Annotated in this window: 7 protein-coding genes; 2 read left to right on the forward strand and 5 right to left on the reverse strand. The window is 71.5% G+C overall.

The features are described 5' to 3' along the window. Positions 1–16: 16 nt before the first annotated feature. Genes ACHFFZ_RS05660 through ACHFFZ_RS05680 form a run of 5 tightly spaced genes read right to left on the reverse strand, consistent with a single transcriptional unit; the run spans position 17 to position 4081 of the window. Positions 17–1384, reverse strand: coding sequence for a hypothetical protein (locus tag ACHFFZ_RS05660; RefSeq protein ID WP_394275685.1), 1368 nt, complete (start codon positions 1382–1384; stop codon positions 17–19). Beyond that, complete coding sequence (locus ACHFFZ_RS05665; protein ID WP_394275686.1) at positions 1372–2265, reverse strand: hypothetical protein; 894 nt, start codon at positions 2263–2265, stop codon at positions 1372–1374. The genes ACHFFZ_RS05660 and ACHFFZ_RS05665 overlap by 13 nt, the downstream gene beginning before the upstream one ends. 54 nt (positions 2266–2319) lie before the next feature. Further along, positions 2320–2928 carry a hypothetical protein gene (locus tag ACHFFZ_RS05670; protein WP_394275687.1) on the reverse strand — a complete coding sequence of 203 codons (609 nt, stop codon included), beginning with the start codon at positions 2926–2928 and terminating at the stop codon, positions 2320–2322. Continuing rightward, positions 2889–3179, reverse strand: a complete 291-nt coding sequence (locus ACHFFZ_RS05675) for a hypothetical protein (protein ID WP_394275688.1) — start codon at positions 3177–3179, stop codon at positions 2889–2891. The genes ACHFFZ_RS05670 and ACHFFZ_RS05675 overlap by 40 nt, the downstream gene beginning before the upstream one ends. Beyond that, positions 3176–4081, reverse strand: a complete 906-nt coding sequence (locus tag ACHFFZ_RS05680; protein WP_394275689.1) for a hypothetical protein — start codon at positions 4079–4081, stop codon at positions 3176–3178. The genes ACHFFZ_RS05675 and ACHFFZ_RS05680 overlap by 4 nt, the downstream gene beginning before the upstream one ends. 284 nt (positions 4082–4365) lie before the next feature. Here ACHFFZ_RS05680 and ACHFFZ_RS05685 point away from each other — a divergent pair, with 284 nt between their 5' ends. Together ACHFFZ_RS05685 and ACHFFZ_RS05690 are read left to right on the forward strand one after the other, a co-directional pair. Beyond that, a complete protein-coding gene (locus ACHFFZ_RS05685) occupies positions 4366–4695 on the forward strand; it encodes a DUF6504 family protein (protein ID WP_394275690.1) in 330 nt (109 codons plus the stop codon). Continuing rightward, on the forward strand, positions 4695–7620 hold a 2926-nt coding region (locus ACHFFZ_RS05690; protein WP_394275691.1), incomplete at its 3' end, for a DNA polymerase III subunit alpha. The genes ACHFFZ_RS05685 and ACHFFZ_RS05690, both read left to right, overlap by 1 nt.

The raw sequence follows: 7620 nt of genomic DNA on the forward strand, positions 1-7620 counted from the left end.
TGGCCCCCGGGAGTCTTCAGCGGATCCTCGGCCGGGCCTGGCGGGCCAGCTTTGGCGGGGTGCGGTTGGAGGGTCGCACGTCCTGTCCGGTGAGATGCTCGTGCACCTCGTAGCTGGCCAGGGCGGCGGTGAGCAGTTCGGCCCAGGGCTGGTGGCCGGCGTGGCTGGCCGCCGAGGCGCGCCACAGGGGAGGCCCGTCGCCGGCCGCTGCCTGCACCAGGGGGCGGGCGGCCCAGCCCTTGAAGTTGGTGGCCGACAGCCCCCAGCAGATGTCGGGGCGTGGCTCGTTGTGATTGTGGACGGTGACGGCGAGTCGGCCGTCGGGCAGCGGTCGGTACCAGCTCACCACGGGGGCGCCGGCGCTGTGGTCGACCAGTTCGACGATGCCGGGCGGGGCGGACGGGTTCTGGCGCTGGTGCTCGACGAGCCACCCAGGGGTCTCGTCGAGGAGCTGGTGGCGCACGGTGGGGGCCAGTGCGGGGCGGCCGATGCGTCGCCCCGCGAAGCCGGTGGGCTGTGCGGGCAGTGCCTCCACCCGGGCGTCGGCCTCCAGACGGGGGGCGGTGCTGATGCGCGACAGGTCGGGCAGCCCCGAGCCCAACAGGGGGGTTGGCGAGCCGGTGCGCTCCACCCCGCGCAGGTCGAGGCGCCGCCCGAGCAGGTCCACCATGGTCGAGGCCCGCAGCGGACGCGCCTGGGCATCGGCCACCTGCCAGCTGCCGAAGCGCCGGTGCACGGCGAGTGTCACCGCCAGCAGGGCCGGGTTACGGCCGGGGGCGGCCCCTGACAGGGCGCCCTGGCTGCGGACGATGCGGGCCAGGTGGGGTGCGCCGCTGCGCTCGGAGAGGTCGTCGAGGCTGGTCTGGGCCATCAGTGCGGCTCGCCGTTGCCGGTCCAGCCGCTCGGGACGGAAGGGTTCCTCCAGGCCCATCGGGCGCAGCGCCATCCACAGCTCGTCGAGCTCGTCGAGCAGGCCGGTCCAGCGCTGTGCGGCCGCGGCACCGAAGGCCTGCTCGACGGCGGCGTGCTGGGCGCCGCGCTCGCTGGGGAGTGCGAAGAGCCGTCCGTCGGCGAAGCGGTGCAGCTGGGGCGGAGCCTCGACCATCTGCAGCCCGCGACGCTCCAGCTCGGGGGGCAGGGGGCGGCCCGTCTTGGTGAACAGGTCGCGCCAGGTGGCCGGAAGTCGGAAGGTCTGGGGCAGCTGGTCCACCTCGACCCCCAGGTGCAGGCCGGCGGCCCAGTGGCCCGCGTCGGGCAGTCCGTCGGCGTCGAGCACCACGTGGTGGCCGAGCCGCGCCAGGCGTGCCGCGCAGGCCATCCCGGCCAGGCTGGCGCCCCGGACCAGGACGGTGGCGGGCTCGCGGGCGGTGTTCACCACTCCCATGACAACAGGTGGGATCCGGGGGCGGCATCCGGGATGACGCACTGGGCGCCGTGCGGGGTGTGCATGATGCCTTGGTCGATCATTCGGGGCAGGCCGGTCTTGGGGTCGATGTGGGTGCGCTGCACCTGCTCCGGGCGGCCGCTGGGGAAGCGGACCTCGATGGCGAACAGGGGGGTGCGGCCCATCAGGGCCCGCCCCATCTCGGTGGGCGGCTGGGTGCCGTGGACCTCGGTGCGGTGCTCGGTGAGCACCATCTCACCGCGGTGCAGCGGCCGGGGCAGGGCCAGCTCGATGACGCTGAGCTGTTGGTTGGGCAGGGAACGGATGCTGCGCACCTCCAGCGCCGTCACCCCGACCACGCCGGGGCTTTCGCCGGGGGCGTGCTGGACGATGGTGGTCCATCCGTCGAGTCCCTCCACCTCGGCTCGGGAGACCATCCGGGTGGTGCAGTGGGAGACGGGGGAGGTGGCGTCGACCACCGACAGGTCGTGCACGTGCAGGCGCTGCCAGTTGGCCGCCTGCTGCCGGGTGATGCGCTCCAGCTCCTCGGGCAGGTCCGCCTTGGGCAGCAGGTCGCTGATCTGGTCCCACTCCTGGTTGGTCTCGAGGGGCTGAACCAGCCAGCCGGTCTCCACCTGCAGGATCTGTTCCAGGTTGCGCACCACGTCGAGGGAGCCTCCGCGGGTGGGGCGGGAGCGGCCGCTGGCCCAGTAGCTCAGGGTGGCCGTCGAGACCTTGAGGCCGACGGCCACAAGGCGGGCCTGGAGCCGGTGCAGTGAGAGCCCACGCTCGCTGATCGCCTGTCCGAGGCGTTGTGCGAAGACATCGGGGCCCGAGGAGAGGTCCTTGTGGGACGGGGCCGGGGATTGTGTCTCAGTCATTGCCCTCCATCGTCCCATAGCTGGATGGTCCGTGATGGACCTCGGTATGACACTTCAGTGGTCCCAGCCCAGTCCGTAGAGACCAGCCGGCACATTGCGGAGGGCCTTCTGGACGTGGTTGCCGTTGGGGAGTTCCTCGATGATGTCGTCCTCCTCCGGGGCTTCGATCGAGACGGCCTGGAAGAACCGCGCCGCGGTGGACTGTGCCCCTTCCAGGTGGGCGTCCATGACCAGGAAGCGCGCCCCGCTGGCCATGACCCGGTGGTGCTCCCGGATGGGATGGCCAGCGCTGCTCCAGTGGATGGAGTACTCGAAGCCCACCAGGTCGCCCTGGGCCAGCCGTCGGGGGAGCAGAGCCTCGGCCACCACCTGTCGGCCGCCCTTCAGACGCACCTGTTCGCCGATCCGGCACCCGATGCCCGCCTCCGGTATCGGACTGTGGTGGTCCTCGCCAATGTCCAGCACGATCGGGAAGCGGTTCCAGCCGTCCTCGCCGGCGCGCGCCAGCTGGCGGATGCGCTCGGTCATGTGCAGCCGGTCCTCGCTGACGAAGTAGGTGGCCTGGAGGGTCTGGTTGGTGGAATGGCGGTTCAGGTCCAGCCCCAGGGAGTCCAGGGCCTCCATCATGTCGGGGCCGCCGTCCACTGCGGCCTGGGGGTCCAACGGCTCATCTGGTCGCCCGGCAGCGAGCGGACCAAGTGCCCGGTGGGGACGCCGAGGATCCTTTCCAGGTGCTCGATGGCCTTGAGCGAGCGGGCACGGGTGGGCAGCGAGCGCCCGGTCTGCCAGTAGCTGAGGGTGGCGATCGAGGTCGGCGTGCCCAGCTGGGACAGCCGGGTGCTCAACCGGTCCAGCTCCCCGACGGCTTGGGAGAGCACCTCGGCGAAGGTGAATTCGGTCGACCGGAGGGTCATGGCATCTCCCAGCGCAGGTGGTGGGTGCCGGCCGCGGCATTGGCGAGGGCCAGCTGGAAGAAGTCGGTCCCCTCCATGGGCTGGCCGGGGGCTCGGTCGAGGTCGGGGTCGAGGGCGCCGAGTTGGTAGCGCAGGTAGTCGGCGTGGCGGGGCAGGGTGTCGGCGAAGAGCAGTTCGAGCACCAGGAAGCTGACAGGCCGCAGCATTGCATGGGCGAAGGTGTGGACCTGGGTCTCGGCCACGGGCCAGGTCGTGGTGTGTTCCAACATGGCCATCTCGCCCAGCTGCAGGGGTTGCTCCAGCTCCAGTTCGATCAGGGTCAGCCCGAGATCGACGGAGGAGACTTGCTCGCCGATGCGGCAGCCGACGGGATCGGTCATCTCCGGCGGGGCCTGGTCCTCGTCGGCCTGCCGCACCAGGGGTATGCGGCGCAGCTGGTCCTCGTCGGCCTGGATGAGCTGGATGACGGTCTCGCGCTGCTCGTGCTGCTGGAGCGAGAAATGGGTCCGGTGGTGCACGGTCTGGGTGGTGAAGTCCTGCTGTGGGGGGAAGTCCAGTTCGGCCAGCAGGCGCGCCATGCGGTCGTCACCGTGCAGCTGGCCCAGGGCGGCGGCCAGGTGGCCGGCCGGCAGGCGCAGCAGCTGCTCCAGGACGGCCAGGGCCTTCAGCGACCCTACTCGGGTGGGGATCGAGCGGCCGGTCTGCCAGTAGCTCAGGGTGGCGATGGAGACGGGGGTGCCGGCCGCCTTCAGTTCCTGGCTCAACCGGTCCAGGGTGACGTGGCGACTGGAGACGGCTTCGGCCAGGACATCGGCGAAGGACTGGTTCCCATTCCTCTCGGCGCGGGTGATCCTTTGCTGTGGCAGGGATCCATCATCCCCCACGAATGCTCCGGAGGACATCACGGTGCCCGCGATGGTGGCGGTGCTGTTCTTTTGTCCGAGCCCATGTCTATAGTTGTCCTTGCTCGAACGGGTGTTCGATTGGCTGTCGTGGTTCCACTGCAGGGAGCCCGACCCTCTCGTACGGCCGCGGCCTGACGAGGCCCGGCCTCCTTCGAGCAAGGGATGCCCGGTGGGGTCGGCCTCGACCCCCGGCGCTGCCGGGCATCCCTGCCCGGGTCGGCACGTGTTCCCAGGACTCGTGATGGGGGGAGTCACCACGAGGAACCGGCCAGGGGAGGACCATGATGCGCAGGTGTGATGATGTCGTCGAGGTGCGGATGGGACGCATCACGCCCCCGCAGGGGGCCGTGCCGCAGGAGGCGGGCCAGGACCAGGAGGGTCCCAGCCTCTTCCTGTGGCGCAACCGGCTGTGGCGGGTGCTGTGCGTCCACCAGCGCTGGATCGAGGCGGGGGACTGGTGGCGCCCGGAAACCTGCGAGGGTGCCGACCCGCTGGGTGAGCGCGAGGTCTGGCGACTGGAGGCCGCCGACGGGCGGCTGGCCCGCCGCGGCGTCTACGAGCTGGTCCACCACGGTGGCGAGCAGTGGCGGATGCGGGCGGTGCTGGACTGATGGACCCCTTCGTGCACCTGCGCGTGGCCTCGGGCCATTCGCTGCAGTACGGCGCCAGTCATCCGGATGAACTGGTGGCCGCCGCTGCCGCCCAGGACATGGACACCCTGGCGCTGACCGACCGCGACGGACTCTACGGCGCGGTGCGCTTCGCCGACGCCTGCCAGCGTTCCGGGATCGCCCCCGTGGTGGGCGTCGACCTGGCCGTACCCCACCAACACCCTGCCCCGTCCGGACCCGCGGGGCGGCGCACCGCAGCCAAGGGTGGACAGCTGCGCGACCCCCGGCACCCGCGGGTGGTGACGATGGCCACCAGCCGCCAGGGCTGGGCCGAGATGTGCCGGCTGGTCACCCAGGCCCACCTGTCCGGTGAGCGCGGCAGGCCCGTCGCCAGCCGGGAGTTGCTGGCACGGCACGCCTCCTCGGGGCACCTGCTGGTGCTGCTGGGCGCCGACTCCCCCTATGGCGAGCACGTCCTGGCGGGTCGCCATGACCAGGCACGCGAGGAGTTGCGGCAGTGGCTGCAGGCGGTCGATCCCGGGCAGCTGGTGGTGGCCGCCACCCACCACCAGAGCGCCGAGGGGGCCAGCGGCAGCGCCCGGCATGCCGCCGCCATGGTCGCGATCGCCGACGAGCACCGGGTGGCTGCCGTGCTCACCAACCAGGTGCGGATGACCCACCGCCACCAGGCCGCCACCGTCGACGTCCTGGACGCCGCCCGGCGCCGCGTGCCCCTCGACCGGCGCAATGTGGACCGCAGCAATGCCGAGGCCCACCTCAAGCCCGGCAAGCAGATGCTGGCCCTGGCCGAGCAGGTGGCGGTGCTGGCCGGCCGCGGCCGCCACGGCGCCGCCGAGATGCTGGCCCAGACCCGCACCACCGCCCTGCGCTCCCGGCTCGACCCCCGGGCCGACATCGGGCTGGGCGAGCTGCACCTGCCCGAGTTCGAGCTGCTGGGCACCACCAGCGCCGGGGCGATGACGGAGCTGCGCGCCCGCTGCGAGGCAGGCATCGGCTCCCGCTACGTCCGGCCCACCGCCGAGCTCCAGGAGCGGCTCGGCCAGGAGCTGTCCGTGATCGGCCAGATGGGCTATGCCTCCTACTTCCTCACCGTCGCCGAGGTGGTGCGGATGGTGCGCGCGATGGGCATCCGGTGTGCCGCGCGCGGTTCGGGGGCCGGCAGCCTGGTCAACCACCTGCTCGGGATCTCGGGCGTGGACCCGATGGCCCACGGGCTGCTGATGGAGCGTTTCCTGTCCCCGCTGCGCCACAGCCTGCCCGACATCGACCTCGACGTGGAGAGTGCCCGGCGTACCGAGATCTACGAGAAGGTGCTGGAGGTCTTCGGGGGACGGCGGGTGGCCTGCGTCGCGATGATGGAGACCTACCGAGTGCGCCATGCCGTGCGCGATGTCGGCGCCGCCCTGGGCCTGCCGCCGTCCGAGACCGACCAGATTGCCAAGGCCTTTCCCCACGTGCGCGCGCGTGATGCCCGCAAGGCCTTGGAGGAACTGCCCGAGCTGCGCCACCTGGGGCTCGGCGAGACCCGGTACCAGCGCTTCTTCGAGCTGGTGGAGTCCCTCGACGGCCTGCCGCGCCATGTGGCGCTGCACCCGTGCGGGATCGTGCTGAGTGATGCCACCCTGGCCGACCGCAGCCCGCTGGAGGCCAGCCACGGGGGCTTCCCGATGAGCCAGTTCGACAAGCAGGACGTCGAGGAGCTGGGCCTGCTCAAGCTCGACGTGCTGGGCATCAGGATGCAGTCGGCGATGGCCCATGCCGTCGACGAGTTGGAGCGCACCGGCCAGCCCCGCCCCGAGCTGGACGCCCTGGCGCCCTTCGACGACCCCGAGGTCTACGACATGATCGCCCACGCCCAGACACTGGGCTGTTTCCAGATCGAGTCGCCGGGCCAGCGCGAGCTGGTCGGCAAGTTCGGCCCCAGCAACTTCGGCGACATCATCATCGACATCTCGCTCTTCCGTCCCGGGCCGGTGAAGTCGAACATGGTGGTGCCCTTCCTCGAGGCGCGCCAGGGCTGGGCGCCAGCCCGCTATCCGCACCCCGACCTGGAGCCGGTGCTGGCCGAGACCGGTGGGGTGGTGGTCTTCCACGAGCAGGTGATCTGCATCATCGCGGTCTTCACCGGCTGCACCCTGGCCCAGGCCGACGAGGCCCGGCGTGCCCTGGGCAGCACCGCCGGTCAGCTCGACGTCAAGGACTGGTTCTTTCCCGCGGCGCTGGCGCGGGGCTACCAGCGATCGGTGGTCGACGAGCTCTGGCAGGTGCTGGAGGCCTTCGCCAGTTTTGGCTTCTGCAAGGCCCACGCCGCCGCCTTCGCGCTGCCCACCTACCAGTCGGCCTGGCTCAAGCGGCACCACCCTGCCCATTTCCTGGCCGGGGTGCTCACCCATGACCCGGGCATGTACCCCAAGCGGCTGGTGCTGGAGGAGGCCCGGCGCTGCGGCATCACCGTGCTGGGAGTCGACATCAACCACAGCCACAGCACACACCGCGCCGAGCACGTGCAGGTGGAGGCTGGTTTCGTGCCCCCTCCGGGTCTCCCCGACGGCTCGGGCTGGGCGATCCGGCTGGCCCTGGGCGAGGTTGCCGGCAGCAATGAGCTGGACATTGCGCGGATCGTCGCCGGCCAGCCCTATGCCAGCCTCACCGACTTCTGGCAGCGCGCCGCAGTCGACCACCAGCTGGTGCACAACCTGGTGCTGGCCGGGGCCTTCGACGAGCTCTACGGCATCGGTCGCGGTCCCAGCCTGCTGCGCCACGGGCACCTGACCCGGCGCGACCTGCTGCTGGCCCTGGCCGACCTGCGCCGCCAGCAGCGTGTCGACCAGCGCGCCGGCAGCCGGGCGCGCGGGCTGCAAGCCTCCCGTCCCGTGGTGCTGGGCGACGACCCGCGCGAGACAC

The organism is Luteococcus sp. (assembly GCF_043424415.1).
GTDB lineage: Bacteria > Actinomycetota > Actinomycetes > Propionibacteriales > Propionibacteriaceae > Luteococcus.